At 64.9% G+C, this 25,986-nt stretch carries 20 protein-coding genes; 13 read left to right on the plus strand and 7 right to left on the minus strand.

Going from position 1 to position 25,986, the window contains the following annotated elements; genetic code table 11:
• Positions 1-284 precede the first annotated feature (284 nt).
• Positions 285-1,697, plus strand: a complete 1,413-nt coding sequence (locus tag AS156_RS09775; RefSeq protein ID WP_066503246.1) for a mannose-1-phosphate guanylyltransferase/mannose-6-phosphate isomerase — start codon at positions 285-287, stop codon at positions 1,695-1,697.
• A gap of 106 nt (positions 1,698-1,803) precedes the next feature.
• Here the strand turns inward: AS156_RS09775 and AS156_RS09780 are convergent, their stop codons facing one another.
• Positions 1,804-2,259: a VanZ family protein gene (locus tag AS156_RS09780; protein ID WP_245312679.1), complete on the minus strand. Its 456-nt coding sequence runs from the start codon at positions 2,257-2,259 to the stop codon at positions 1,804-1,806.
• 12 nt (positions 2,260-2,271) lie between these two features.
• Positions 2,272-2,649, minus strand: coding sequence for a VanZ family protein (locus AS156_RS09785; protein WP_066503248.1), 378 nt, complete (start codon positions 2,647-2,649; stop codon positions 2,272-2,274).
• Positions 2,650-2,907: 258 nt separating this feature from the next.
• Between AS156_RS09785 and AS156_RS09790 the strand changes: the two genes are divergently transcribed.
• From AS156_RS09790 to AS156_RS09845, 12 genes are all read left to right on the plus strand, one after another.
• Positions 2,908-3,579, plus strand: coding sequence for a response regulator transcription factor (locus tag AS156_RS09790; protein ID WP_066503250.1), 672 nt, complete (start codon positions 2,908-2,910; stop codon positions 3,577-3,579).
• Positions 3,580-3,667: 88 nt separating this feature from the next.
• The gene (locus AS156_RS09795) at positions 3,668-5,044 is read left to right on the plus strand and encodes a sensor histidine kinase (protein ID WP_066503255.1); all 1,377 of its coding nucleotides are present in this window, start codon (positions 3,668-3,670) and stop codon (positions 5,042-5,044) included.
• A 136-nt stretch (positions 5,045-5,180) separates the two neighbouring features.
• Positions 5,181-6,578, plus strand: coding sequence for a serine/threonine-protein kinase (locus tag AS156_RS09800; RefSeq protein WP_066503257.1), 1,398 nt, complete (start codon positions 5,181-5,183; stop codon positions 6,576-6,578).
• A gap of 145 nt (positions 6,579-6,723) precedes the next feature.
• A complete protein-coding gene (locus tag AS156_RS09805) occupies positions 6,724-7,767 on the plus strand; it encodes an alpha/beta fold hydrolase (RefSeq protein ID WP_066503258.1) in 1,044 nt (347 codons plus the stop codon).
• 230 nt (positions 7,768-7,997) lie between these two features.
• Positions 7,998-9,104: a c-type cytochrome biogenesis protein CcmI gene (gene ccmI, locus AS156_RS09810; protein WP_066503260.1), complete on the plus strand. Its 1,107-nt coding sequence runs from the start codon at positions 7,998-8,000 to the stop codon at positions 9,102-9,104.
• Between the two features lie 59 nt (positions 9,105-9,163).
• On the plus strand, positions 9,164-9,649 hold the full coding sequence (gene ccmE, locus AS156_RS09815; RefSeq protein ID WP_066503266.1) for a cytochrome c maturation protein CcmE: 486 nt from the start codon (positions 9,164-9,166) through the stop codon (positions 9,647-9,649).
• Complete coding sequence (locus tag AS156_RS09820) at positions 9,646-11,631, plus strand: heme lyase CcmF/NrfE family subunit (protein ID WP_066503268.1); 1,986 nt, start codon at positions 9,646-9,648, stop codon at positions 11,629-11,631. Before ccmE ends, AS156_RS09820 begins: the two co-directional genes overlap by 4 nt.
• Complete coding sequence (locus AS156_RS09825; protein ID WP_066503269.1) at positions 11,631-12,137, plus strand: cytochrome c-type biogenesis protein; 507 nt, start codon at positions 11,631-11,633, stop codon at positions 12,135-12,137. Before AS156_RS09820 ends, AS156_RS09825 begins: the two co-directional genes overlap by 1 nt.
• A 168-nt stretch (positions 12,138-12,305) precedes the next feature.
• Positions 12,306-13,883 carry a Do family serine endopeptidase gene (locus tag AS156_RS09830; protein WP_066503270.1) on the plus strand — a complete coding sequence of 526 codons (1,578 nt, stop codon included), beginning with the start codon at positions 12,306-12,308 and terminating at the stop codon, positions 13,881-13,883.
• A gap of 318 nt (positions 13,884-14,201) precedes the next feature.
• Positions 14,202-14,882, plus strand: coding sequence for a response regulator transcription factor (locus tag AS156_RS09835; RefSeq protein ID WP_066503271.1), 681 nt, complete (start codon positions 14,202-14,204; stop codon positions 14,880-14,882).
• Positions 14,866-16,320, plus strand: a complete 1,455-nt coding sequence (locus tag AS156_RS09840) for a sensor histidine kinase (protein WP_066503272.1) — start codon at positions 14,866-14,868, stop codon at positions 16,318-16,320. Before AS156_RS09835 ends, AS156_RS09840 begins: the two co-directional genes overlap by 17 nt.
• Positions 16,317-19,280: a bifunctional [glutamine synthetase] adenylyltransferase/[glutamine synthetase]-adenylyl-L-tyrosine phosphorylase gene (locus AS156_RS09845; protein WP_066503276.1), complete on the plus strand. Its 2,964-nt coding sequence runs from the start codon at positions 16,317-16,319 to the stop codon at positions 19,278-19,280. Before AS156_RS09840 ends, AS156_RS09845 begins: the two co-directional genes overlap by 4 nt.
• A gap of 106 nt (positions 19,281-19,386) precedes the next feature.
• Here the strand turns inward: AS156_RS09845 and AS156_RS09850 are convergent, their stop codons facing one another.
• From AS156_RS09850 to fdhF, 5 genes are all read right to left on the minus strand, one after another.
• A complete protein-coding gene (locus AS156_RS09850; protein WP_066503277.1) occupies positions 19,387-19,647 on the minus strand; it encodes a hypothetical protein in 261 nt (86 codons plus the stop codon).
• A gap of 495 nt (positions 19,648-20,142) precedes the next feature.
• Positions 20,143-21,696 carry a glycoside hydrolase family 26 protein gene (locus tag AS156_RS09855; RefSeq protein ID WP_066503278.1) on the minus strand — a complete coding sequence of 518 codons (1,554 nt, stop codon included), beginning with the start codon at positions 21,694-21,696 and terminating at the stop codon, positions 20,143-20,145.
• A 367-nt stretch (positions 21,697-22,063) separates the two neighbouring features.
• Positions 22,064-22,282: a formate dehydrogenase subunit delta gene (locus AS156_RS09860; RefSeq protein WP_066503279.1), complete on the minus strand. Its 219-nt coding sequence runs from the start codon at positions 22,280-22,282 to the stop codon at positions 22,064-22,066.
• Complete coding sequence (gene fdhD / locus AS156_RS09865) at positions 22,266-23,102, minus strand: formate dehydrogenase accessory sulfurtransferase FdhD (protein ID WP_066503280.1); 837 nt, start codon at positions 23,100-23,102, stop codon at positions 22,266-22,268. The genes AS156_RS09860 and fdhD overlap by 17 nt, the downstream gene beginning before the upstream one ends.
• A gap of 2 nt (positions 23,103-23,104) precedes the next feature.
• On the minus strand, positions 23,105-25,981 hold the full coding sequence (gene fdhF / locus AS156_RS09870; RefSeq protein WP_066503281.1) for a formate dehydrogenase subunit alpha: 2,877 nt from the start codon (positions 25,979-25,981) through the stop codon (positions 23,105-23,107).
• Positions 25,982-25,986 lie beyond the last annotated feature (5 nt).

A 25,986-nucleotide genomic window follows, 5' to 3' on the forward strand; every position in this document is an offset into this window, starting at 1 on the left:
GATGGAACGGGTGGAATGGGCAAGCCACAACCGCGTTGGCTTTGCTCGCCTGAGAGGAGTGGAGGCGGAAAGGCGAACGTCAGAGACCAATTAGAGGAGACAAAAATATGACACTGCAAAATGTGGCGTGATGGTCGTTGTTCGGCCAACTTTCAAAGGGATGAGGTGGTGTCGTCTTTTGCAGCAAAGCTCGGACGCTTGAATCAGCAGAACGCATGTTGCTGCTGGGTGGCACCGTTCTTGCTCAGCCATAACGGGATCTTGTCAGAACTTGAGGCATATCGATGGAACGACGAATTATCCCCCTGATCATGTGCGGCGGCGCGGGCACGCGACTGTGGCCGGCTTCACGCCAGGTTCGTCCCAAGCAGTTCTTGTCGCTGTTCGGAGAACGCTCGACCTTTCAGGAGACGCTGCTGCGTGTATCGGATGCGACGCTGTTCGCGCGGCCGATCGTGATCACCAACGAAGCCTATCGCTTCATGGTGCAGGAGCAACTCGTCGAGATCGGCCGCGAGGCCGACGTGCTGCTCGAGCCGATGCGGCGCGACTCCGGTCCGGCGATTGCAGTGGGCGCGGTGTTCGCGAATGCGCGCGAGACGGACGCGATCGTGCTGGCGCTCGCCGCCGATCATCTGGTTCACGACACCAATGCTTTCGTCGCCGCATGCCGCGAGGGGCTGGTGGCGGCGGAGCAGGGCCGCGTCGTGACCTTCGGCGTCAGGCCGGAACGGCCCGCGACCGAATACGGCTATATCAGCCCGGGCGAGGTGGTCGCCGGCGAGGTGAGGGCGGTCGCGAAGTTCGTCGAGAAGCCGGACGAAGCGACTGCGGCCGGCTACATCGATGCGGGCTATCTCTGGAACAGCGGCAACTTCATGTTCCGCGCCGCTGTCCTGCTCGATGAATATCGCAATGTCGATGCGGACAGCGTCTCCACCGTCGAGCAGTCGGTTGCCGAGGCCGCGCGCGATCTCGGCTTCGTCAAGCTCGACCCGTCGGCGTTCGGTGCGGCCAAGGCGATTTCGATCGACTATGCGGTGATGGAGAAGACCGCGCATGCGGCCGTGGTGCCGGTGGCCTGCGGCTGGTCCGACATCGGCTCGTGGCGTCAGGTCTGGGAGCTCTCCGACAAGGACAGCCAGGGCAACGCGGCACGCGGCACGGCGGTGTTCGAGGATTCCCGCAACTGCAACGTCACGACCGACCGCGCGCTGGTGGCGCTCGAAGGCGTCGACGACCTCGTCGTGGTCGCGACCCAGGACGCCGTGCTGGTATCGCGCCAGCAGGACGCCAACGGGCTGAAGCGGCTGGTCGCGAAGCTGAAGGTCACGGCACCCGAGGTCACCGAGAGTCACGTCAAGGTGCATCGCCCCTGGGGCTCCTACCAGTCGGTCGACAATGGCGACCGCCATCAGGTCAAGCGCATCATCGTCAGGCCGGGCGGACGGCTCAGCCTGCAGAAGCACCATCACCGCTCCGAGCACTGGATCGTGGTGCGCGGCACCGCGCAGGTGACGGTCAACGAGTTGATCAAGACGGTGCACGAGAACGAATCGATCTACATCCCGATCGGCGCCGTGCATCGGCTGGAGAACCCCGGCAAGATCCAGCTCGAGTTGATCGAGGTGCAGACCGGCAGCTATTTCGGCGAGGACGACATCGTCCGCATCGAGGATGACTATCAGCGCGTGTGAGACTGTTCGCACGCGTCATTTGCCCTGAGTAAGCCGCAAGTGACTCGCCGTTCGTCATGATGCGGTGACAGAGAGTTTAAGCGGCAAGCTCAAGTTCTGAGCCGCGTCATCTCTGGCGTAGCAGCTGATACCATCGTGAAACGAGCACGCCGGCAATCCCGCCGGCGGCCTTTTCAAGTGCATCCATCACGGCTGGATCGCGGTCCGGTCGCAGTCCCTGCAACAGTTCGAGCGAGATCGCGATACCGACGACGATTGCGCACGTCAGAATCATACGGCCGGGGAAAAGCCAGGACAGGAGAAAGCCAAGAATCATGTAGGCGACGAAGCGCTCGAACACGACGACCTTGAGACTCTCGTGCCGGCCCAGCAGCATCGGCCGGCCGGAGAGCGATGTCAGGGTCGCGTAGCCGATCAACAGCAGGCAAATGACCGTCGCGGCAATAATGAAGATCCTACGCATCCTGCGCTTGTCCGTCTGAGTCCGCTTATGCGGTGCCAGGCGAGCTTGCCACACCGCCAGAGCTAAGCAAGGATCGGCCGGCGTCGCTTGGCCATGCACGTCGCCGCATCGCTAACCGGCGGATTGTCCGCGCAACTTCCTGAAGCGGTCGATCTGATCCTGGAGAGCAGCTAGCACCAGCCGGCCAGCGCCGATTCCACAGAGCCCGCCGACAGCCTTCACCAGCGCGTCGAGCACGCGACCGTGGCGATCGGGTGTCAGCAATTGCATTGCCTCCAGCATGTATGCGCTTCCGATGACGATCAGAACGATCGGCAGCATGCGCCGCGGATAGCCCAGCATCAGTGCCAGGCCCAGAATTGCGAAGGCTGCAAAATGCTCGAGTTGCGGATTGCCTATCGACGGCCGGTCATAGATTGGCGACAGCGTCACGAACGCAATGAAGGCGAGAGCCAGCCACCCCGCAATGCGGGAGATTGTTTGGGTCATAATGGACATAGGGGGTAGGCGGAGGCTGACCCGGCGGCAACCCGCAAGTCCGTAACATGGACGTTTTGTCGCGCCGATCGCCGATTATCGTTAATTCCGGGGCGCCGCTATCCGGCGTGTCCGGCCGTCCCAAATCTGCTATCAGACGGGCAAATGACCAAAAAGTAACATTCCACCTGTTGACCCGTTCATAGCCCATTCACCGCCGAAAGCCTCATTTGATGCAGGAAATGGCAATACCCACTCTCGGAGGCCAACGTGCGTCTGCTCGTCGTTGAGGATGACCCGGATCTGAACCGCCAGCTTACCGCGGCGCTCACCGATGCCGGTTATGTGGTCGATCGTGCGTTCGACGGAGAGGAGGGGCATTTCCTCGGTGACAGTGAGCCCTATGACGCGGTCGTGCTGGATATCGGCCTGCCGAAGATGGACGGCATTTCGGTGCTGGAGGCCTGGCGGCGGAACAAGCGGGTGATGCCGGTGCTGATTCTCACCGCGCGCGATCGCTGGAGCGACAAGGTCCAGGGCTTCGACGCCGGCGCCGACGACTATGTCGCAAAACCGTTCCACCTCGAGGAGGTGCTGGCGCGGATCCGTGCGCTGCTGCGCCGCGCGACCGGGCACGCCCAGGTCGAACTGGTCTGCGGGCCGGTCATATTGAACACCCGCACCAAGCGGGTCACGGTCAACGGCAATCCGATCAAGCTGACCTCGCACGAGTACAACCTCCTCGATTACCTGATGCACCATACCGGACGGGTGGTGTCGCGCACCGAGCTGGTCGAGCACCTCTACGACCAGGACTTCGACCGCGACTCCAACACGATCGAGGTGTTCGTCGGCCGCATCCGCAAGAAGCTGGAGGTCGATATCATCCAGACCGTGCGGGGCCTGGGCTACATGCTGGCGCAGCCGCCGTCAGCCGCTTGATCGGCGTGCGGGCATCGGCATGATCTGCGCCGAGGACTGGATTCGCCATGTCGAAGCCCGCTGACCAGATTTTCGAGACCGTGCTCTGATGCGCGGAAGCTCGCTTGCCACCCGCCTGTTCGTCTCGGCGACCGCCTGGGTCGTCGTGATCCTGGCGATCACCGGCGTCATCCTGTCGTCGGTCTATCGCGACGCGACCGAGCGAGCCTTCGATCGGCGGCTCAATCTCTATTTGCGAACGCTGATCGCCGAGGTGGCGACGCCGGACGAGCCGGCAGACCGCCAGTTCCAGTCACTGGGCGAGCCGCTGTTCGACCTGCCGCTGTCGGGCTGGTACTGGCAGATCACCCGCACCGACACCGAGAAGGGCGAGACCCGCGCCTCGCGCTCGCTGTGGGACAAGAAGCTGCCGAAGCTCGAGGAGCACGGCGCGGATCTGACCGCTGCCGGCGTTCGCCTCGGCTATGTCGACGGACCCGAGGGCCAGAGCCTGCGCATGGTGGAGCGCCCGGTCGACCTCGGCGCGGACGGCAAATTCCTGGTCAGCGTCGCCGGCGACGCCACCGAGATATTCGATGAGACGCGCAGCTTCGACTACTATCTCGGCGGCACCTTCGCGGCTCTCGGCATCGTGCTGCTGCTGACCACGATTTTCCAGGTCCGCTACGGCCTCGCACCGCTCAAGCGCATCTCCGAAGCGATCGCCGATATCCGCTCCGGGCGAGCCGAGCGGCTGGAGGGTCAGTTTCCGGTCGAGATCGCGCCGCTCGCACGCGAGACCAACGCGCTGATCGATGCCAACCGGGAGATCGTCGAGCGCTCGCGCACCCATGTCGGCAACCTCGCCCATGCGATCAAGACGCCGTTGTCGGTGATCGTGAACGAAGCCGGCGCCCATGCCGCCGATCCCTTCGCGAGCAAGGTACTGGAGCAGGCCGACGTGATGCGCGACCAGGTCGCGCACCACCTGGAGCGCGCGCGTCTCGCCGCCCGCATCACCATCGTCAGCACCATCACCGATGTGGCGCCGGCGATCGAGGCGCTGCGCCGGACCATGGAGAAGATCCACCGCGATCGCGCCATCTCGATCGAGGCGAAGGCCGATCCGGCGGCGCGGTTTCGCGGCGAGCGACAGGACCTGGAGGAAATGGTCGGCAATCTCGTCGACAACGCCTGCAAATGGGCGGCATCTCAAGTGCGCATCGAGGTGATGGTCGAGCATCCCAAGGAGGCGGGGGCCGGGCCCAGGCTGCGTATCTTGGTCGATGACGATGGACGCGGCCTCTCCGAAGCCGAGCGCGCCCAGGTGTCGCGGCGCGGCCAGCGGCTCGACGAATCAAAGCCCGGCTCGGGGCTCGGCCTGTCGATCGTGACCGATCTTGCGGGCCTCTACGGCGGCAACCTTGCGCTGCGGAGCGCCCCGATGGGCGGCCTGCGCGCCGAGCTCGTGCTGCCGGCGGTATAGGCGTGGCACCCGGTCCGGTCGCCGGTCTTGGCGCCGTCACTATTCCTAAACGGGTTCTTAACGCGCCCCCTCCTATGATCGGAAGCGGACACGCTTGCTGCGGTCCGCGGGGCACCAAGCATTCATTTCCGGGCGTATGAGCCAGAAATCGACCGAGCGGCTGAGGGATTATCTCGCGCAGCTTCCGCCGCAATCGCAGGCGCTGCTGATGCGGGAGCTGGAGCGCGCCGTCGAACGTGGCGAGGACGTCACGGTGGCCAATTTGGTGCTGGAGCAGCTCCGCAAGATCGTCCGTAGTGCCGAGGAAGACGAGGACATGCCGCCGCGCACCGACGATCCGGCGCGGTTGCTGTTTCGGCCGCTCGAGCCGTTCCTTGCCGAGACCAATTTCCCGACGCGACCGGGCCAGATCCGGCGCGCCTCGCTGCTGCCGATCTGGCAGTGGCTGGCCCGCGAGGGTGCGCCCCAAGCGGCCCGCGAATTCGAGACTGCGCTTGCGGCGATGCCCGAGGGCGGTCCGCTGGAGGCCGCGGCGCGCAAATTCCAGCTCGCGGCTGCGGAAGCCATCGTCAATATCTCCGCGCCGGTTCAGGGCGATGACCGCCAGCGCGCGCTGTCGCGCGTGGGTCCGACCAGCGTGGTCGAGGACCTGCTGCCGATCGGCCTGGTTTTGCAGGCCCGCGAAGCGCTGGATACGGTGGGAGGCCGGCTGCCAAGCCAGATCCGGGTGTTTGCCGATGCCCAGATCGCCTCCGTGACGGAGGCGCTCAAGGTTCCGGTGCTGCAGACGCCGCAACTGCTGCCGTTCGCATTGTCGTTGATCGCGCAGCGGTTGGTCGCGCCCTGGCAGATCATTCGCCTCGCCATCAAGGTGGCCGGCTCCGACGATGAGCTGCGGGTCGCCGCCACGCCCTACGGCATTGCCGTCACGATCGCGCTGCACGACCTGTCGTTCGTCGCGGCCTGCCTGCGGACGGATATCCGGCGCGGCCACTTCGAGTATGTCGGCGAGCAGCTCAAGACCCTGCATGACGGCGTCCGCGGCCTGCGTACGGAGCTCGATCTGCGCAACGACTCCGCTTGGGGCCGCCAGCTCACATCGGTCCGCGCCGATACATCCAATGCGCTGCAATCGGAAATCGACAGCGTGCCGGGCCGGGTCCGCCGGATCCTGCGCCAGCGCGCCGACAAGGACATCGCCGCGGGCGCCAAGATCGATATGTCCGAGGTCGAGGACGCAGCCGCGTTGATCGATTTCGTCGCGGTGTGCCGCACCTATGCCAGCGAGCTTGCGATCAACGAGGTGACGCTGCGTACATTCTCCGACCTGCAGCATTATGTCGAGCAGTCGACCGAGGGGTTGGTGCAATCGCTGCGCGGCGGCGATGCGCGGGTCCGTGCCTTCCGCCAGCAGCAGGTCAAGGCCGCGATCCGCTTCTGCGAGGTGCTGTTCGGTCATGACTACGCCTCCCTGATGAGCAGGGCGGCGGAGAATGCCGTGACCGGCGAGCGCAAATCGTCCCGCGCGAGCTAGCCGGCGCATTCCCGGTTCTGACTGCTGAGCCGGCAATGCATCACATGCCGATCACGAATAAATCATCGGTCGGCCGCTGGATGGTCCCTGCAAGGTCGGCTAGTCCCGGCCGCGTCGGACCGCCTCTTTTTCGGATTTCCAAGAGATGCACCTGAAACCACTGCTTGGCCTTGCGGCCCTTGCCGTTGCCGTCCTCGGCTCACCCCATGCCTACGCGCAGGCCGCCGACCAGCCCGCCTATGGATCCGAATTGCAGGGATTCGAATACCCCTATCCGGTCGCGCATTATCACTTCACGTCTCAGGGCCAGGAGCTGGATATGGCCTATCTCGACGTGAAGCCGCAATCGCCGAACGGGCAAATCGCCATGCTGCTCCATGGCAAGAATTTCTGCGCCGCCACATGGGAAGGCACTATCAAGGCGCTCAGCGAAGCCGGCTACCGGGTCATCGCGCCCGACCAGATCGGCTTCTGCAAATCCAGCAAGCCGGAACGTTACCAGTTCACATTCCAGCAGCTCGCGGGCAACAGCCGCGCTCTGCTCGCCTCGTTGGGCATTGAGCGCTCGATCGTGGTCGGCCATTCGACCGGAGGCATGCTGGCGATGCGTTATGCCCTGATGTACCCCGATGCGGTCGACCGCCTGGTCCTTGTGGACCCGATCGGCCTCGAAGACTGGAAGGCCAAGGGTGTGCCATGGCTCAGCCTCGACGGTTGGATGCAACGCGAAACGCGCGTCAGCGCGGACAGCATCCGCGCCTATGAGCGCGCCACCTACTACGCCGACACATGGGATCCGTCCTACGAGACATGGGTGCAGATGCTGGCGGGGATGTATCGCGGCCCCGGCCGCGCCGCCGTCGCCTCGAGCTCGGCGCGGCTCTACGACATGATCGCCACCCAACCGGTGTTCTACGAATTCGAGAAAATTACGCCACCGACGCTGCTCATGATCGGCGACAAGGACACCACTGCGATCGGCAAGGACACCGCACCTCCCGAGATCCGCAAGATGCTCGGCAACTATCCGGTGCTTGGCAAGGAGGCCGTGAAGCGGATTCCGCACGCGCAATTGATCGAATTTCCGGACCTCGGTCATTCGCCGCAGATCCAAGCGCCGGGTCGTTTCCACGAAGCGCTGCTCGCCTGGCTGAAGCATCCGGAGACGGGCGCTTCTCAGGTGAAATAGACGACCACCGCCGGGAGCGATTGGAACTGCGAAGGCTGGTGGCCTTGCCCAGATGCGCCACCAGCGCTTCTGGCTGATCATCTCGGGCCACCGGAACGGCCCCGCGGAGACCCTGTGGCTTACGCCTTCCGCCGGTCCAGCAATTGTCAATTGCCGGATTCGCTGCGGGTAGTGTAAAGCGATTCTGAGGTGGCGCTCCGGAAGCCGCCGTTCCACCCGGGAACCGCTTGATGACGCTGTGGTTTGTGTTCGCGCTGATGACGGTCGCCGCGATCTTTGCCGTGCTTTGGCCGCTCAGCCGCAGCCGGCCGGCGGGCACTGGCGGTAGCGAGGTCGTGGTCTACCGCGATCAGCTCGCCGAAATCGACCGCGACATGGCATCCGGCATCATCGCCGCGCCCGAAGCGGAGGCCGCCCGGATCGAGATCAGCCGGCGGCTGCTCGCGGCCGCCGACCAGAGCGAGAGTGAGGGGCCGGCGAAAGGCAATCTGAAGCTGCGGCGCATGGCCGCGACCCTGGCCCTGGTTGGGTTGCCGGCGATTGCGGCGAGCTTCTACCTCACGCTCGGCTCGCCCCGCCTCGGCGACTTCCCGCTTGCGGAGCGCAGCCGGGTCGTCGACGCCAACCAGCCGCTGGCCGATCTGGTGGCGCAGGTCGAGGCCCATCTGGAGAAGAGCCCGACCGACGGTCGCGGTTGGGCTGTGCTGGCGCCGGTGCTGTCGCGGCTCGGGCGTTACGACGATGCGGTCCGCGCCTATCGCAATGCCATCACCTATGCCGGCGACAGCGCCGATCGCCGTGCCGACCTCGGCGAAGCGCTGATGGGGACGGCCGGCGGTGTCGTCACCGCGGACGCCAAGGCGGAGTTCGAGCGCGCGGTCGCGCAAGCTGCCGATAATGCCAAGGCCAATTATTTCCTCGGTCTCGCGGCCGAGCAGGATGGGCGCAAAGCGGATGCTGCCGCAATCTGGCAGGGGATGTTGGCAAAGGCGCCGGCCGATGCGCCGTGGCGGCCGCTGGTGCAGGCCGCTCTGGTGCGGGTCGGCGGCGTTGCCGCGCCGGCGCTGCCCGACGGTGCGGTGGCCGCTGCGAAGGACATGAGCGAGACCGATCGCAACTCGATGATCCGCGGCATGGTGGATCGGCTGGCGACGCGGCTGAAGCAGAATGGCGATGATGTCGAAGGCTGGCTGCGGCTGGTGCGTGCCTATCTCGTGATGGGAGAGCGCGACAAGGCGATCAGCGCGCAGGCCGACGCCCGCCAGGCGGTCGCCAAGGATGCGGAGCGGTTGCGTCAGCTCAATGAAGGATTGAAGAATCTCGGGCTGGACGGATAACGCATGACACCGAAGAGTGTGCAGCGGTTTTCGGAGGACGTCATGCGCAAGGATGGACGATGACCAGGAAGCAACGGCGTTTGACCCTGATCGGCTGCGCGCTCGCGGTGCTTGGCATCGCCGCGGGGCTGGTGCTGAACGCGCTCCGCGACTCCATCGTGTTCTTCTCGACGCCCTCGATGGTCGCCGAGAAGCATCTCGGCCCCGGCACACGATTTCGGCTCGGCGGCCTGGTGAAGCCGGGCTCAGTCAAGCGTGGTGACAATCTCGCGGTGACCTTCACCGTCGCCGATGGCAGCGCGACCCTGCCGGTCGCTTTCAAGGGCATCCTGCCGGATCTATTCCGCGAAGGGCAGGGCGTCGTCGCTGAAGGTATGCTCGACCCCTCCGGCGTGTTTCGTGCCGACACCGTGCTGGCCAAGCATGACGAGAGGTACATGCCGAAGGACGTCGCCGACGCCCTGAAGAAGCAGGGGCACTGGAAGGATGACTATGCTGCCAAGCCGAGCGCTTCGGCGGCACCGACGCAGGGAGCCATGCGATGATCGCCGAAAGCGGACACTACGCCCTGGTGCTCGCGCTGGGACTGGCGCTGATCCAGTCCACCGTGCCGCTGCTCGGTGCGCGCTGGCGCGATGTCGCGCTGATGAATGTCGCGCGCTCGACCGCACTTGCGCAGCTGCTGTTCGTCGCCGCGTCGTTCGCAGCGTTGGTGACGCTGCACGTCACCTCGGATTTCTCGGTCGTCAATGTTTACGAGAACTCGCACTCGCTCAAGCCGATGATCTACAAGATCACCGGCGTGTGGGGAAACCATGAAGGATCGATGCTCTTGTGGGTGTCGATCCTGGCGCTGTTCGGCGGCCTCGTCGCCGCCTTCGGCAACAATCTGCCGCTGTCGCTGCGTGCCCATGTGCTCGCGGTGCAGGCCTGGATCGCCAGCGCCTTCTATCTCTTCATCCTGATCACCTCGAATCCGTTCCTGCGCATCGCCAATCCGCCGATCGAGGGACGCGATCTCAATCCGGTGCTGCAGGACATCGGCCTCGCGGTGCATCCGCCGATGCTCTATCTCGGCTATGTCGGCTTCTCGATCTCGTTCTCGTTCGCCGTGGCCGCGCTGCTCGAGGGCCGGATCGATGCCGCCTGGGCGCGCTGGGTCCGCCCGTGGATCCTGATGGCATGGATATTCCTGACGCTCGGCATCGCGATGGGCTCCTACTGGGCCTATTACGAGCTCGGCTGGGGAGGCTGGTGGTTCTGGGATCCGGTCGAGAACGCTTCGCTGATGCCGTGGCTCGCCGGCACCGCGCTGTTGCACTCGGCGCTGGTGATGGAGAAGCGCAATGCGCTGAAGGTCTGGACCATCCTGCTGTCGATCTTGACCTTCTCGCTGTCGCTGCTCGGCACTTTCCTGGTGCGATCCGGCGTGCTCACATCGGTTCATGCATTTGCCACTGATCCGAGGCGTGGCGTCTTCATTCTGTTGATCCTCTTTATCTTCATCGGCGGCAGCTTCTCGCTCTATGCCTGGCGCGCGCCCTCGCTGAAACAGGGAGGGCTGTTCGCACCGATCTCGCGCGAGGGTGCGCTCGTGCTCAACAATCTGTTGCTCACCACGGCGTGCGCGACGGTGTTCATCGGGACGCTGTATCCGCTGGCGCTCGAGGTCCTGACGGGTGAGAAAATTTCCGTCGGCGCGCCGTTCTTCAATTTTACTTTCGCGCCGCTGTTCGTGCCGCTGTTGCTCGCGGTGCCATTCGGGCCGTTGCTTGCCTGGAAGCGGGGTGACCTGCTGGGCGCGGCACAGCGGTTGACGGTAGCCGGGATCGTCTCGCTTGTCGTGATCGCGCTGGTCTGGGCGTGGACCTACGGCGGTGCGACGCTCGCACCGCTCGCGATCGGCCTTGCGGTGTTCGTGATCGCTGGCGCGCTGTGCGATCTCGCCGAACGCGTCGGGCTGTTCCGCATCCCGCTATCGATTTCGCTGCGCCGTGCACGTGGATTGCCCCGTGCGACATGGGGCACCGTCTTTGCGCATGCTGGCCTCGGGGTTGCGCTGATCGGCATCGTTTGCGAGACCACCTGGAACAGCGAATATATCGGCGAGATGAAGGCGAACGACGTCGCCGCGGTCGCCAGTTATCAGTTGCGGCTCGACGGTCTGACGCAGCGGCAGGGTCCGAACTTCCGCGAGATGGTGGCGCAGTTCACCGTCAGCCGCGATGGCGAGAAGGTCGCGCTGATGACGCCGTCGAAGCGCAACTTCACGACGCGTGGCGCATCGACGACGGAGGCTGCGCTGCTGACGCGCGGCGCGAGCCAGCTCTATATCTCGCTCGGCGACACTGCAGCCGATGGATCGATTGCGGTGCGCATCTATCACAAGCCGCTGGTGCTGCTGATCTGGTGGGGGCCGGTGCTGATGGCATTCGGCGGCCTGCTGTCGCTGTCCGATCGCCGCTTGCGGGTCGGCGCGCCGAAACCGGCCAAGGCGGCGGCGCGCGCATTGCAGGCAGCCGAGTGATGCGGTCGCGCAGCCTCGCCGCTGGCCTGCTTGCCGCGACCCTGCTGTTCGGGGCGATGCCGGCACACGCCGTGCTGCCCGACGAGGTCATGGCCGACCCCGCCAAGGAGGGAAGGGCGCGCGAGCTCTCCAGGGAACTCCGCTGCATGGTCTGCCAGAACCAGTCGATCGACGATTCGGAAGCGCCGCTGGCGCGCGACCTCCGCCTTCTGGTGCGCGAACGCATCGCAGCCGGCGACAGCGACCAGCAGGTGCTCGATTTCCTGGTCGCGCGTTACGGCGAATTCGTGCTGCTGAAGCCGCGCTTCAACCCGCACACGCTGCTGCTCTGGCTGACCTCACCGCTGGCGCTTTTGCTGGGTGGTTTCGCACTCTGGCGCTTCAGCCGCCGGCGGGCAAATGCGACCAATGGCGGAGGCCTTTCCGATACAGCGCTGAGCGCAGACGAGCAGGCGCGCCTGGAGCGGCTCCTGGCCGCGGAATCTGCACCGGACAAGTCCGTTTAAGTTCCGCTAAGCCCCTCATTTACCTGCGCTATTCTGCCGCAGCCGCCTTGACTTAATTACAAAAGTTTAATTCCGCCGCCAGCGCGCTGTAAGGCTGGTGACCCCATGTTCAGACGCATCAGGTGCCGGCCCCTGCACCGACGATTCTGGCCTTGGAGATTTCAAAAAATGACCGACCGTCCCGACCTCTCTTCCCTTCCTTCCTACAAGGCGCCGAAGCGCTCCGTGTTCTCTGCGCGCAAATTCGCGCTGATGGCATCGGTCGTCGCCGGCCTCGGCGCCGCCGTTTACGGCTTCAGCCCCTCGCACGATGGTTCGCTGTTCACGACCCCGGCGCATGCGCAGGTCAACAATGAGGTCCGCAAGGTTCAGCAGCCGATCGGCTTCGCCGACATTGTCGAGCGCGTGAAGCCGTCGGTGATCTCGGTGAAGGTCAACATCCGGGAGAAGCTGTCCAAGGACGACAGCAATGAAGACTCGCCGTTCCAGCCGGGTTCGCCGATGGAGCGCTTCTTCCGTCGCTTCGGCGGTCCGGATGGTCTGCCCCCGGGTCTGCGCGGTGGGCCGCGTGGCGGTGGCGTGGTGACCGGCCAGGGCTCCGGCTTCTTCATCTCGGCTGACGGTTACGCCGTGACCAACAACCACGTCGTTGACGGCGCCGACAAGGTCGAAGTCACGACCGACGACGGCAAGACCTATTCCGCCAAGGTGATCGGCACCGATCCGCGCACCGACCTCGCGCTGATCAAGGTCGAGGGTGGTTCCAACTTCCAGTTCGCGAAGCTCTCCGACGGCAAGCCGCGGATCGGCGACTGGGTGCTGGCGGTCGGTAATCCCTTCGGTCTCGGCGGCACCGTGACCGCGGGTATCGTGTCCGCCTCCGGCCGCGATATCGGCAACGGTCCGTATGACGACTTCATCCAGATCGATGCGCCCGTGAACAAGGGCAACTCCGGCGGTCCGGCGTTCGACGTGTCGGGCGAGGTGATGGGCGTCAACACCGCGATCTATTCGCCGTCCGGCGGCAGCGTCGGCATCGCGTTCTCCATCCCGGCCGCGACCGTGAAGAGCGTCGTCGCGCAGCTGAAGGACAAGGGCTCGGTCAGCCGCGGCTGGATCGGCGTCCAGATCCAGCCGGTGACCTCCGACATCGCCGACAGCCTCGGCATGAAGAAGGCGGAAGGCGCGCTGGTTGCCGAACCGCAGGCCAACGGCCCCGCGGCCAAGGCCGGCATCGAGTCCGGTGACGTCATCACCGCCGTCAATGGCGAGCAGGTGAAGGATGCGCGCGAACTCGCTCGCACCATCGGTGGTCTGCCTCCCGGCAATTCGGTGAAGCTGAACGTGCTGCACAAGGGCCAGGACAAGGTCGTCAACATCACGCTCGGCCAGCTGCCGAACAATCTGGAGGCCAAGGCCGACAACGATAACGGTGACAAGGGCAATTCGTCCCGCGGCACCGACGTGCCGAAGCTCGGCCTGACCGTTGCGCCTGCCAACAGTGTGGCCGGCGCCGGCAAGGAAGGCGTGGTCGTGACCGAAGTCGATCCGAAGAGTGCCGCCGCCGAGCGGGGCTTCAAGGAAGGCGACGTGATCCTCGAGGTGGCCGGCAAGACCGTCGGCACCGCGGGCGAGGTGCGCGATGCGATTACTGCGGCGCGCAACGACAACAAGAACAGCGTTCTGATGCGCGTAAAGAGCGGCGGTTCGTCGCGCTTCGTGGCAGTCCCGCTCGCCAAGGGTTAGCTATGAGTTGGGAGGTGTCGCCGGCATCAGTCGCCCCCGCCGACGGCGCTTCCCGGGGGGCGGGCGCCTCGCTCGCTCCCTTTGGTACCTTTCGATGGAATATGCCCCCCTCTGTCGGAAGGTCTAAGGGCGGTGAGGTCCCCCAGCTTCACCGCCCGCTTTTTTCACCTCCGCACGATCCGGACGAGCGGAAACCGGTTTTCCGGACCGATCCTTCGGCAGCCACAATTCGAGATTACGCGCGGTCGTCTTGCATGTGCAGGCCGGCCGCGCCATGGTGAGAGAAGGCCAATTCCCGTGACCGCAACCGCCCCGCAAATGCGCATCCTGATCATCGAAGATGACCGCGAGTCAGCCGACTATCTGGTCAAGGCATTCCGTGAAGTCGGTTATGTCGCGGATCTCGCATCTGACGGCGAGGAGGGGCTGTCGATGGCCGAAACCGGTGACTACGACGTGCTGGTTGTCGATCGCATGCTGCCGAAGCGCGATGGCCTGTCACTGATCGGGAGCTTGCGCGACAAGGGCAACCGAACGCCGGTGCTGATTCTCTCAGCGCTCGGTCAGGTCGACGATCGCATCAAGGGTCTGCGCGCCGGCGGCGACGACTATCTGCCGAAGCCTTATTCCTTCGCCGAATTGCTCGCGCGCGTCGAGGTGCTGTCGCGGCGCAATGTCGGCCCGGCCGAGGAGACCACCTACCGGGTCGGCGATCTCGAGCTCGATCGGCTCTCGCATCGCGTCGCCCGCGGCAAGGACGAGCTGACGCTGCAGCCGCGCGAGTTCCGCCTGCTCGAATATCTCATGAAGCATGCGGGCCAGGTGGTGACGCGCACCATGCTTCTGGAGAACGTCTGGGATTATCATTTTGATCCGCAAACCAATGTGATCGACGTGCACATCTCGCGGTTGCGCTCCAAGATCGACAAAGGCTTCGAGCGGCCGCTGCTGCACACGATCCGCGGCGCGGGGTACATGATTCGTGACGGCATTCGGTAAACTGATCCGCACCACGGCGTTTCGTCTGACGCTGGTCTATCTGTTTTTGTTTGCGCTGTTTGCGGCGTCGCTGCTGGCCTATTTCGCGTGGAATACGCGGCGGCTGATCACCGAGCAGATCACCACGACCGTCAATGCCGAGATCGGCGAGATCACCGACATCTATAATCGCCGCGGCCTGCGCGGCCTCTTGTTCACGATGGGCAACCGCGCGCTGCGGCCGGGCGCCAACCTCTATCTCGTGACGGCGCCGAACGGGCAGGCGCTCGCCGGCAATGTCGGCTCCCTGGCGCCGGGCGTCATGGGCACCCACGGCTGGTCCGAGACGGCCTATCGCCGGCTCGACGATCAGGACAACACCGATCATCGCGCACTGGTGCGCGTCACCGAGATGACCAACGGCTTCCGGCTCCTGGTCGGGCGCGATCTCGAGGAACGGCGGCGGCTGTTCGGGATCGTCGCCAAGGCCGCGCAATGGTCGATCCTGGTTGTCGTCGTGCTCGGCATCGGTGGCGGCATCTTCGTCGCGCGCCGCGTGCTGCACCGGATCGACGCCATGACCGGCACCACCAAGCGGATCATGGCAGGCGATCTGTCCGGCCGGTTGCCGGTCGGCCGCAGCGGCGACGAGCTCGATCGCCTGGCGGAAAATCTCAACGCCATGCTGGAGCGCATCGAGGCGCTGATGGTGGGCCTGAAGGAGGTCTCCGACAACATCGCCCACGACCTCAAGACGCCGCTGACGCGGCTGCGCAATCGCGCCGAGGAGGCGCTGGCGCGGTCCAGCTGCGAGGGCGACTATCGCGCTGCGCTGGAGCGGACGATCGAGGAATCCGACGGCCTGATCCGCACCTTCAATGCCCTGCTGATGATCGCACGCGCGGAGTCCGGTCAGGCGCGCGGCAACATGGACGATTTCGACGGCGCCGACGTCGCCAACGGCATCCACGAACTGTACGAGCCGCTGGCCGAGGATGACGGTATGACGCTGCGGGTGAAATCCGCGCCATCGCCGATCCACGGCAACCGTGAATTGATCAGCCAGGCGCTCGCCAACCTCGTCGAGAATGCGATCAAATACGGCAAGCCTGAAACGGCCGCAGAACCGCCGAGCGCGGAGGCCATGGAGATACTGATCGAGGCGCGGCGTGACGGCGATCACGTGCTGCTCAGCGTCACCGACCACGGTCCCGGCATCCCCGAGGGCGATCGCAAGCATGCGGTGGAGCGCTTCGTCCGGCTCGAAGCAAGCCGCACCTTACCCGGTTCCGGTCTCGGCCTCAGCCTGGCCTCGGCGGTGGCCACGCTCCACGGCGGCGAGCTTCGGCTCGGTGATTCGCACCCGGGCCTGGTCGCAACCCTGGTCCTGCCGGCGCGGGCGGCCGGGAGTGACAGGCTTGCGGCTCAAACGCCGGATGTGCCACAGAAGGCGGCATGAATGCCGCCGCGCCGGGAAACGCGGATCGACAGGGGTTGGCCGCGCGATTTGCGGACGGACCGCGTGTCGCCGCGCCCCAATCCGCTGAACAGCGCCTGACCGACTGGTTCGCCGAGCTCGAGCCGGCGCAATCGGACGCACTCAATGCGTTGCTGGGACATCCGTTCGCACGGGACATCCTGCGCGGCATCGCCGAGGTCTCGCCATACCTGTTCGAGCTTGCGCGCGCCGACGCCGCACGGCTGATCCGGATCCTGTCCTGCGACCCGGAGTCGCATCTCACCGCATTGATTGAGAAGACATCGCGCGAGGTGTTCGCCGCCGGCAGCGAGGCCGACGTGATGCATCTGCTCCGCCGCACGAAGGCGGAGGCCGCGCTGATGATCGCGCTGTGCGACATCGGCGGCGTCTGGCCCGTGATGCGGGTGACGGCGGCGCTGACCGAGGTCGCGGTCACGTCGGTGCAATCGGCGCTGCGCTACCTGCTCAGGCAGGAAGTCGCCCGCGGCCGGATGACCGCGGCCGACCCCGAACATCCCGAAGCGGACTCCGGCCTGATCGTGCTCGCGATGGGCAAAATGGGCGCGGGCGAATTGAACTATTCCAGCGACATCGATCTCATCGTGTTCTTCGATCGCTCGGCCACGTCGCTTGCCGAGGATATCGAGCCGCAGCCGTTCTTCGTCCGCGTCACCCAGGCGATGGCGCGGATGCTGCAACAGCGTTCGGGCGAGGGCTACGTGTTCCGCGTCGATCTCAGGCTGCGCCCGGACCCGGCCTCGACGCAGGTCGCGATCTCCACCGACGCCGCGTTGCATTACTACGAGCGCGAGGGGCGCACCTGGGAGCGCGCCGCGATGATCAAGGCGCTGCCTTGCGCCGGCGATCCCAGGGCGGGCGATGCGCTGCTGGCGGAGCTCGCGCCGTTCGTCTGGCGCAAGCATCTGGATTTCGCCGCGCTCGCCGATGTCCATGACATGAAGCGGCAGATGCAGACCTATCGCGGCCAGAGCGAGATCTCGGTCGAGGGCCACAACGTCAAGGTCGGCCGGGGCGGTATCCGCGAGATCGAGTTCTTCGCTCAGACCCAGCAGCTGATCGCGGGCGGCCGGCACCCGGAGTTGCGCGTGCGGCCGACGCTCGAGGCGCTGAACGTGCTCGCCAACAGCAACTGGATCACCTACGAGGCGCGGGACGAACTGACCGCGGCCTACGAGTTCCTGCGCCGGGTCGAGCACCGGCTGCAGATGATCGCCGATGAGCAGACCCATTCGCTGCCGGAGGAGGCCGAGGCCGTCGAGCGCTTTGCGCAATTCTTCGGCTACGAGAACCGCGAGGCGTTCGCGAAGGACCTGCTCGGTCATCTCAAGGTCGTTCAAAGCCACTACGGCAAGCTGTTCGAGGGCGACGATCCGACCGGCACCGCCAAGCTACCTGATATCGACTACGGCGCCGGGCCCGAAGACGCACGTTTGATCGAGCATCTCGCACATCTCGGTTTCAAGAAGCCCGTTGCGGTCGCAGGCACCGTGCAGCAGTGGATCGAGGGCGATTATCGCGCGCTGCGCGTCGAGGCGACGCGAGCCGCGTTCCTCGAATTCATTCCAGGGCTGATCGACGGGCTCGCCCATGCCGAGGAGCCCGACGATGCGGTGGCGGCGTTCGACCGTTTCCTCGGCGCGCTGCAGCGCGGCGGTCGGCTGATCTCGCTGCTCAGCCAGAACCGCGATCTCGTTGCACTGGTGGCGCTGATCCTCGGCGCGGCGCCGCGGCTCGGCGACATGCTGGCGCGGCAGCCGCAGATCATGGACGGTCTGATCGACCCGCGCTTCTTCGGCGCCATGCCGGACAAGAAGGAACTGTCCAAGCGGCTCGCCACCACGCTGCAGGACGCATCGTCCTATGAGGACTTTCTCGATCGTCTCAGGTTGTTTGGCCAGGAGAGCCTGTTCCTGATCGGCACGCGGATACTGTCCGGCACAGTGTCGGCGCAGCACGCCAGCACCGCCTTTGCCGACGTCGCCGAGGGCATCGTGCATACCGTGCACGGTCTCGTCACCGACCAGTTCGCCGCGCAGTACGGCCGCATCAAGGGGCAGGAGACCGCGATCATCGCGATGGGCCGGCTCGGCAGCCGCGAGATGACGGCGTCCTCCGACCTCGATCTGATCCTGCTCTACGATTACGACCAGGAGGCGCCGGATTCCGACGGCGAGCGTTCACTGCATGGTGCGCAGTATTTTGCCCGCTTCACGCAGCGCCTGATCAGCGCGTTCACCACGCGCACCAATTACGGCGTGCTCTACGAGGTCGACATGCGGCTGCGCCCGTCCGGGCGCGCCGGACCGGTCGCCTCGCGGATCGACTCGTTCGCCGACTATCAGGAGCGCGAGGCCTGGACCTGGGAGCATATGGCGCTGACGCGCGCGCGAGTGATCTCGGCTGCGCCGCAGTTCCGCGAGCGGATCGAGGCGATCATCCGCGCCGTGCTGACGCGGCCGCGCGATGCGCCGATCACCGCCGCCGATGTCGCCGACATGCGGCGCGCGATTGCGGAAGAGAAGGGCGAGGACGACGTCTGGGACCTCAAGCTCGCCGCGGGCGGATTGGTCGACATCGACTTCATCGCACAATACCTGCAACTTGCGCATGCGGCGGCGAAGCCCGAGATCCTCAGCGTCTCGACGCTGCAGGTGCTCGACAATGCGGCAAAGCTCGGCCTGCTCGGGCATTCCGAAGCCGAGATCCTGCGCTCGGCGGCGCGGCTCTATCATGACCTGACGCAAATCCTGCGGCTCTGCGTCGTCGGCAAGTTCAACCCGGATACCGCCGGCGAAGACCTGCTGCGTGTGATGGCGCGCGCGGGCGACACGCCGGACTTTTCCGCGCTGGAAGCGCGCCTGCGCGAGACGCAGGGCGAAGTTCGCCGCGTCTTCAACGTGATCGTGGGCGGCGGTTAGAACGGGTGCGAATGCGTGCTCGGTGGCGAGCGCGACTGTCTTGGCGGCGTGTCTCGTCGGACGGTCTTGCCAGTGTGTCTTGTCGGAGCGTCTTGCCGGCGACCGGTTAAATGAAATCTTCCGACGGCGCGCGTTGCGGCTCGAAGTTTTCGATGAAGATGCGGATCGTGGCGCCGATCAGGAAGCACCCCTGCATCGCGACGACGCCGGAAATGAAGGCGACAAACCCCATCGTCAATCCATCCGCGTGTCCGACGAGAAAGGCCGCCGGGATGACGAGGAGCATCGCGGGAAGGCAGACATAGACCTTGAAGTAGCGTCCCAGCAGCAATCCGCAGATGCCACTCGCCAGAACGATCCCCAACATAACGCCTCCTCTATTATCCTTGTGGACGCAAACAACGCCCGCAGCCGACCTGAACCGGCCGCCGCCGTCAGGATATCCTGAGGGACATGCCACCATCCTGCCAAAGTCTTCAATCCCGGTAAAGTACGGCTTCGCTCAGCCGATTCGAGGCGAGGCGCCGCAGCCCCGCGTCAGTCGCCGAACCGATCAAGCTGTCGTTAACGCTAATGGCAATTGTGACCGGCGCCGCCGGAGGATAGCCGGGTGATACCTGTGCCTTTCTCTCCGATGATCCGCGATGCGTCGGGCGCGCGGTGACTCCGACTAGCGTCTGAAACGACGGCTTGGCCGATGGTGTCTGCCTGGCTCTGGAGAGGGACGAAAAAAGCGGAAGCGCCAATATCGACGCAATGGCCGTGTCCGGCGGCAAGGTCGAGCGCGCATATACGCGCTCGACCTGTAGGTTCGACTACCTGCGCTCGCGGGACTACGTGCGAGCGACAGTGAGTTGCAGCGTTAGAAAGTAAAGAAGCTGCTGTGCAACGCCGCGTTATGCGCGCTCTCTGCGGCCGCATCGGTCGAATGGCCCGTGACTGCGTCGTGCGCCGCGGTCGTCTGAGCTTCGCTCGCGAGCGCTGTCAGATTGCTGTGGGCCGCATCCCTGGCCATTGCGACATTGTCCTGGCTCCCGGTATTGGCGTCAGCATGCGCCTGGAACGCAGACGCATTGTTGCCAATGACTCCGGCCGTGGGCGATGGCGTGCTCGAACTGCTGGTTGCGGGAGGCGCGAAATCGAAATGAAAGCTGTCCCTCGCAGTTTCGACGGCGCCGGTGCTTTGCGTCGTTGCCGATTGCGGCGCGGTCGCGTGGCTGACGCTTGCGGTGTTGTTGTCGGCGACATGGCTGTCCAACGAGGTAGACGACGTCGTCGACGTCGACGTGGATGTCGACACCGGTGGATCGCCGAAATACTTCGTCCATGCCGCAGCCTCGAGCGGCTTGTTGTCGGTGGAACCCGTGAATCCATACGATCCACCGGAGTTCGAATCCCAGACGTTCACGAAACTGACGTTCACCCCTGACTGGTGCAGCGTGTCCGACAGCCACTTCACGAATGTCGGATTGTCGGTGAGACCCGCGCCGTCATGCGTATTGCCCGCACCGGTCTCGGCGATAGCAAACGGCTTACCGCTCGATTTGGCGAGATCGATCAGTTGCTGAAGCGTGGTCGCGTGGCCATCGCTGCCGTCGAGCGACCATTGGTTGGAAGCCGGGTAGGTATAGTAGCGCTGGAGATTGACGGGGTCTGACGCCCATTGCTTGACGCTGGAGTCGTAGACCGGCTTCGAGGAGTCGAGGACTTGCCCGCTCTTGTCCCAGTCATAGATGTGGGTCGACGATCCGTAGGGAAAGACGTCGCCGTAGACGTCGGCCGCGATGATATCCACATACTTGTCACCTGGATAAGCGCTCTGGATGACATTGCCGGCGTTGCTGTAGTTCGTCACGCCCGGGTTCCAGGCCACCTCGATGTTCACGCCCTCCGCGGTGCCCGCAGTGTGCAAGACCGTGTAGATGTGCTGGAATGCCTTGACCCAATCGGCACGCGTTGCGGCGTCGTCGCCCGCATAGGAGGGCATGGTGCTGATATTCATCTCCCAGCCGGGCCGCCAGATCTGCGTCGTGAAGCCATTGTCGGCCCAAGCCTTGACCATGTTCGTCAGCACGGAGTCGTACTTGCCGGCCGCGAAGTCCTTGTAGAACTGATCTGGCGTTTCCGAGCCCGCGGCCGTCGAGGCCATCGGTAACCCGATCACCGGCGTAACTCCCTTGAGTACCGGCGATTGCGCCATCGATTCTGCATTCCAGGTCGATTGACCAACCCAATCCGAGATGGGCTTGCGCTCGTCGCCATACTGGTCGAGGAACTGCGGCGTGGTTTTCATGAGAGTCGAGAAAGCGTTGAAGTTCGCTTCGAAACTCGCTTCCTCATTTGAATCAAAATAGTTCGGGTTCCCGACGAAGACGCCGAGAGGAAATGGCGTTGCGCCGGCGGTGTTCTGACTCATCGTTCTGTGCTCTCGCTGCTCTTTCCTTTCATTCGTCTCTAAGTACTCAATGCGAACTAATCGTGTCGTCACTCGACACCCAACCGCCGCATTCTGTGATGCATGCGACAGCTCAATCGTGATGTCGGGAATAGCGAGACTGTCAACGCTGAGAAAAACTCAGCTACTCCTCTGCAAAACGCGAAGCGTCGCTTGGAGTCTTAGTTGTGGAAAACGACGCGCGTTGCCGATGCCTCGCGGCGACGCCCGCAGGAGATGCGCGAGCTGACGTCGTTGCCTCGCGTGGTCGGCTCGCGACTCATGATTGTGTGGCGTTTCAGCTTCGACCGGTAGCGTGCTTTTGCGCGCGTATTTGTTCCGGCTACCGCTAGGCCTGCTTCAGCTTCTGCAGCGCGTCGCGGACGTCAGGATCGAGGCCGGCGCCGCCGGCGTCGAGATGGGCGAAGATCTGCTTGCGCATCCGCGGATCCCAGAATTTCCAGATGTGCTCGGAAATGCCCTGCACCGCGCGGTCGCGGCCCTGGCTCTGGAAAAACTTCCCGATCTGGTTCGCCATATAGACGAGCTTGTCAGGCGACGACGACATAGGTGCGCTCCTTGCCGGGCACGGCGCCAGTGACGCGTTCCGGATGCGTAAAGATTTCAAATCCGTCCGACCGCGCAATCGCGGCGAGTGTGATGCCGGCGCTATCGGCCATCCGCGCCGCAAGCGCTGTCGGGACCGACACCGCGACCATCAGTGGTGCGCCGATCGCCGCGGTCTTCTGCACCATCTCGACCGACACGCGGCTGGTCAGCAGCACGATGCCATCGGTTGCAACGACCTTGTCGCGCGCCAGTGCGCCGGCGAGTTTGTCGAGCGCGTTGTGGCGCCCGACATCCTCGCGCAGCGCCACGATGCCGCGTCCCGGTGCCCAGAACGCGGCAGCATGCACGGCGCGGGTCTGGTGATTGATCTCCTGCAACGGCGCGACCGCAGCCATCGCGGTCATGATCTCGCGTGACGAGAACGACCGTCCCGCGGGGACGACCGCGGCCGGGCGAACTGCCTCAGTGATGGAGTCGATCCCGCAGATGCCGCAGCCGGTCGGGCCGGCAATATGCCGCCGGCGCTCGGCGATCAGCGCGGCCTTCTCCGGCTTGAGCCACATCCTGAGCTCGATGCCGTCGTCGAGCTCGACGATGTCGAGCGTGTCGATCTCATCGGCGGATTGCACGATGCCTTCGCTCAGGCTGAAGCCGACCGCGAAATCACCGAGGTCCTCGGGCGAACCCATCATCACGGCGTAGGTGCCGCCGTTGTAGGTCAGTGCCAGCGGTGTCTCTTCCGGGATCAGGCGCGCGCCCTCGCTGAACGCGCCGTCGCGCCAGACCTTTCGGTTCGCCCTATGGACAGGCTCGCGCATCGCTACTCCGCGGCCTCCACGACTGGCGCGATGCGGCGGGAGTTGCGCGCCTGTTCGTCATAGGCCTTCTGCCAGTCGGTCGGGCCGTTCGACGGCGAGATCTGCACGGCGGTGACCTTATATTCGGGGCAGTTGGTCGCCCAGTCCGAGAAGTCGGTCGTGATGACGTTGGCCTGGGTGTCCGGGTGATGGAAGGTGGTGTAGACCACGCCGGGTGCGACGCGATCGGTGATCAGCGCGCGCAGCGTGGTCTCGCCGGCGCGGCTTGCCAGCCGCACCCAGTCGCCGTCGCGCACGCCGCGCTGCTCGGCGTCGTGCGGATGGATCTCCAGCCGGTCCTCGGCATGCCAGACCACGTTCTCGGTGCGGCGGGTCTGCGCGCCGACATTGTACTGGCTGAGGATACGACCCGTGGTGAGCAGCAGTGGGTAGCGCGGACCGGTGCGCTCGTCGGTCGCGATATATTCGGTGATGATGAACTTGCCCTTGCCGCGGACGAAGCCGCCGATATGCATCACCGGCGTGCCCTCCGGCGCCTTCTCGTTGCATGGCCATTGCACCGAGCCGAGCTCGTCGAGCTTGGCATAGGAGACGCCGGCGAAGGTCGGCGTCAGCGCCGCGATCTCATCCATGATCTCGGACGGGTGGCTGTAGTGCATCTCGAAGCCCATCGCCTTGGCGAGCAGGATCGTCACTTCCCAGTCCGCATAGCCGTTGCGCGGCGTCATCACCTTGCGTACCCGCTGGATGCGGCGCTCGGCATTGGTGAACGTACCGTCCTTCTCCAGGAAGGTCGAGCCGGGCAGGAAGACGTGGGCGTAGTTCGCGGTCTCGTTCAGGAAGAGATCGTGGACGATGACGCACTCCATCGAAGACAGCGCCGCCACCACGTGCTTGGTGTTGGGGTCGGACTGCAGGATGTCTTCGCCCTGCACGTAGAGCCCCATGAAGGTGCCCTCGATCGCGGCGTCGAACATGTTGGGAATGCGCAGACCCGGCTCCTTGTTGAGCTTGACGTTCCACAATGCCTCGAACTGCTCGCGCACCGCGTCAACACCGATGTGGCGGTAACCGGTCAGCTCGTGCGGAAACGAACCCATGTCGCAGGAGCCCTGCACGTTGTTCTGGCCGCGCAGCGGGTTCACGCCGACGCCGGGTCGGCCGACATTGCCGGTTGCCATCGCGAGGTTGGCAATCGCGATCACGGTGGTCGAGCCCTGGCTGTGCTCGGTGACGCCGAGCCCGTAGTAGATCGCGCCGTTGCCGCCGGTGGCGTAGGTTCGTGCCGCCTCGCGCAGATCCTTCGGGTTGACGCCGGTCATGATCGCGGTGGCTTCTGGGCTATGCTTCGGCTCCGCGACGAAGGCCGCCCACTCCTCGAACTCGCTCCAGTCGCAGCGCTCGCGCACGAAGGTCTCGTTGACGAGCCCTTCGGTGACGATGACATGGGCGAGCGCGGTCAGCACTGCGACGTTGGTGCCAGGCATCAGCGGCAGGTGCTGCGCCTTCACATGCGGCGATTCCACCATCTCGGTGCGGCGCGGATCGATCACGATCAGTTTGGCGCCCTGACGGAGCCGCTTCTTCAGCCGCGAAGCGAACACCGGGTGTGCCGAGGCCGGGTTGGCGCCGATGATCATGACCACGTCGGTGTCTTCCACCGAGTCGAAATCCTGCGTGCCGGCCGAGGTGCCGAAGGTTTGCGACAGGCCATAGCCGGTCGGCGAATGGCAAACGCGGGCGCAGGTGTCGACATTGTTGTTGCCGAAGCCGGCGCGGATCAGCTTCTGCACCAGATAGGTTTCTTCATTGGTGCAGCGCGACGAGGTGATGCCGCCGACGGCATCGCGGCCATACTTCTGCTGGATGCCCTTGAACTTGGCGGCGGCGAAGCCGAGCGCCTCGTCCCAGGACACTTCGCGCCAGGGATCCTCGATCCGTTCGCGGATCATCGGTTTCAGGATGCGTTCCTTATGGGTGGTATAGCCCCAGGCGAAGCGGCCCTTGACGCAGGAATGGCCGCGATTGGCCTTGCCGTCCTTGTAGGGCATCATGCGCACCACTTCCTCGCCGCGCATCTCGGCCTTGAAGGCGCAGCCGACGCCGCAATACGCGCAGGTGGTGACCACCGAATGTTCGGGCTGGCCGATCTCGATCACGGACTTTTCCGTCAGCGTCGCGGTCGGGCAGGCCTGCACGCAGGCGCCGCAGGAGACGCATTCGGAGCCGAGGAAGCTCTCGCTCATGCCGGGCGAGACGCGGCTGTCGAAGCCGCGGCCGGCGATCGTCAGTGCGAACGTGCCTTGCACTTCCTCGCAGGCGCGGACGCAGCGCGAGCAGACGATGCATTTCGAGGGATCGTAGGTGAAGTACGGATTGGATTCGTCCTTCGGCATCCAGGCGGCGTTGGCTTCGCCGTTGGATTTGGCGAAGACGTGGTTCTCGCCCTCGTAGCCGTAGCGGACGTCGCGCAGGCCGACCGCGCCGGCCATGTCCTGCAGCTCGCAGTCACCGTTGGCCGCGCAGGTCAGGCAGTCCAGCGGATGGTCGGAGATGTAGAGCTCCATCACGCCCTTGCGCAGCTTCTTCAGCCGCTCGGTCTGGGTGTGCACGACGAGGCCTTGCGTCGCGGGCGTGGTGCAGGAAGCGGGCGTGCCGGCGCGTCCCTCGATCTCGACCAGGCAGAGCCGGCACGAGCCGAAGGCATCGACCATGTCGGTCGCGCAAAGCTTGGGGATCTGCGTACCGGCCTCCATCGCCGCGCGCATGATCGAGGTGCCCTCGGGCACCGTGATGCTCTGGCCGTCGATGGTCAGCGTGACCATCGTATCGGCCTTGGATTTGGGCGTTCCGAAATCGGTTTCGTGGATCAGCGACATCGTGA

It is taken from the genome of Bradyrhizobium macuxiense (assembly GCF_001542415.1).
Classification (GTDB): Bacteria; Pseudomonadota; Alphaproteobacteria; order Rhizobiales; family Xanthobacteraceae; genus Bradyrhizobium; species Bradyrhizobium macuxiense.

Bases quoted from the DNA above. Each gene is read 5' to 3' on its own strand.
- AS156_RS09775 (WP_066503246.1), top strand. From the start codon at position 285: ATGGAACGACGAATTATCCCCCTGATCATGTGCGGCGGCGCGGGCACG.
- AS156_RS09785 (WP_066503248.1), bottom strand. From the start codon at position 2,649: ATGACCCAAACAATCTCCCGCATTGCGGGGTGGCTGGCTCTCGCCTTC.
- AS156_RS09795 (WP_066503255.1), top strand. From the start codon at position 3,668: ATGCGCGGAAGCTCGCTTGCCACCCGCCTGTTCGTCTCGGCGACCGCC.
- AS156_RS09800 (WP_066503257.1), top strand. From the start codon at position 5,181: ATGAGCCAGAAATCGACCGAGCGGCTGAGGGATTATCTCGCGCAGCTT.
- AS156_RS09805 (WP_066503258.1), top strand. From the start codon at position 6,724: ATGCACCTGAAACCACTGCTTGGCCTTGCGGCCCTTGCCGTTGCCGTC.
- ccmI (WP_066503260.1), top strand. From the start codon at position 7,998: ATGACGCTGTGGTTTGTGTTCGCGCTGATGACGGTCGCCGCGATCTTT.
- ccmE (WP_066503266.1), top strand. From the start codon at position 9,164: ATGACCAGGAAGCAACGGCGTTTGACCCTGATCGGCTGCGCGCTCGCG.
- AS156_RS09820 (WP_066503268.1), top strand. From the start codon at position 9,646: ATGATCGCCGAAAGCGGACACTACGCCCTGGTGCTCGCGCTGGGACTG.
- AS156_RS09825 (WP_066503269.1), top strand. From the start codon at position 11,631: ATGCGGTCGCGCAGCCTCGCCGCTGGCCTGCTTGCCGCGACCCTGCTG.
- AS156_RS09830 (WP_066503270.1), top strand. From the start codon at position 12,306: ATGACCGACCGTCCCGACCTCTCTTCCCTTCCTTCCTACAAGGCGCCG.
- AS156_RS09835 (WP_066503271.1), top strand. From the start codon at position 14,202: ATGCGCATCCTGATCATCGAAGATGACCGCGAGTCAGCCGACTATCTG.
- AS156_RS09845 (WP_066503276.1), top strand. From the start codon at position 16,317: ATGAATGCCGCCGCGCCGGGAAACGCGGATCGACAGGGGTTGGCCGCG.
- AS156_RS09850 (WP_066503277.1), bottom strand. From the start codon at position 19,647: ATGTTGGGGATCGTTCTGGCGAGTGGCATCTGCGGATTGCTGCTGGGA.
- AS156_RS09855 (WP_066503278.1), bottom strand. From the start codon at position 21,696: ATGAGTCAGAACACCGCCGGCGCAACGCCATTTCCTCTCGGCGTCTTC.
- AS156_RS09860 (WP_066503279.1), bottom strand. From the start codon at position 22,282: ATGTCGTCGTCGCCTGACAAGCTCGTCTATATGGCGAACCAGATCGGG.
- fdhD (WP_066503280.1), bottom strand. From the start codon at position 23,102: ATGCGCGAGCCTGTCCATAGGGCGAACCGAAAGGTCTGGCGCGACGGC.
- fdhF (WP_066503281.1), bottom strand. From the start codon at position 25,981: ATGTCGCTGATCCACGAAACCGATTTCGGAACGCCCAAATCCAAGGCC.